The 1,399-nt window shown below is 62.6% G+C and carries 1 protein-coding gene; it reads left to right on the top strand.

The features are described 5' to 3' along the window. Positions 1-167: 167 nt before the first annotated feature. Entirely contained in the window at positions 168-1,391 is a 1,224-nt protein-coding gene (locus ACJH7A_RS30480) for an ISL3 family transposase (protein ID WP_212806588.1), read from the top strand. The last annotated feature ends 8 nt before the right edge of the window (positions 1,392-1,399 follow it).

Raw genomic sequence — 1,399 nt, 5'->3', positions numbered from 1 at the left:
GTGGCGCTCCACGGGTTTTCGTGGGCGCCTTTGCGCTGTTCAGGGGCTATTTTAGGTTGTGCGCCTGGGGTTTTGAGCGTGTCGGCGGCGAGTTGAAGGACGCGCACGCGGTGTCCCTCTAGGTTTCGGGGTTACCACACCAACCTCAACCGCCAGGAACGATCCGCGTGCGCGTCAGTACTGCATTTAACCGAATACTTCAGGTCCCCGGAGCCAACGTCACCGATGTCACCATCGGCGACCGCGATATCGAAGTCACCGTCGGCCTTAAAGCCCGCTCGATGCGCTGCCCGTGCGGCAAACGTGTGCGGGCCGGTTATGACCGCCGGCGCCGGCGCTGGCGCCATGTGGATCTGGCCTGCAAGAAACTGTGGCTGGTCTACGACATCCGCCGCACGAACTGCCCACGCTGCGGCATCGTCACCGAGCAGGTGCCGTGGGCTCGTCCCGGTGCCCGATTCACCCGAGACTTCGAAGACACGGTGCTCTGGCTGGCCCAACGCACCGACCGCACCACCGTGGCCACGCTCATGCGGTGCGGCTGGGAATCGGTCACCGCCATCATCAACCGCGGTGTCGACGAACTGCTCGACCAACGACGACTCACAGACCTGTACCGGATCGGCGTCGACGAAATCTGCTACCGCCACCCGCACAAATATCTGACCATCGTCGGCGACCACGACACCGGCACCGTCATCGGAGTCCAGCCCGGACGCAGTGAAGAATCGCTATCGAAATTCTATGAACAACAACCTGATTCGACACTAGAGACGATCACCGCCGTGAGCATGGACGTGAGCAAGGCGTTCCGCGGAGCCACCCGAACCCACCTACCGGAAGCCACCATCTGCTTTGACCCGTTCCACATCATGCAATGGGTCAACCGGGCATTGGACCGGGTCTTCGCCGCCGCCGCCAGCGGACCGGACAAAGTCGCCATGACCTCAGCGCAGTGGCGCCAGACCCGATGGGCGCTGCGCACCGGCGAAAACAAACTCACCGACAACAAACGTGAACTGGTCAACCAGATCGCCCGCGCGAACCGTCACGTCGGCCGGGCCTGGGCCCTCAAAGAACAGCTGCGCGACCTGTATCGACTCCCACACGAACCCGGTGTCGCCCGTCAACGACTCAAAGCCTGGATCACCGCCGCCAAACGCAGCCGTATCCCGTCCTTCATCGAACTCGGCAAACGACTACAGGAACACTTCGACGCCGTCATCGCCGCCGTGGAACTCGGCATCTCCAACGCCCTCCTCGAAGGCATCAACGCCAAAATCCGACTCATCAACGCCCGCGGCTACGGCCACCACTCCGCCCGAACACTGACCTCAATGATCTATCTCTGCCTGGGCGGGCTCCACCCTCAGCTACCCACGAGAAGGTGAGGAGTAGC

Origin of the sequence: Mycobacterium sp. SMC-17, from assembly GCF_045310915.1 — a bacterium.
In the GTDB taxonomy this organism is placed as follows: Bacteria; Actinomycetota; Actinomycetes; order Mycobacteriales; family Mycobacteriaceae; genus Mycobacterium.
Note: the sequence above shows the minus strand (reverse complement) of the source record. Positions and strands in the feature narration are given on the sequence as shown.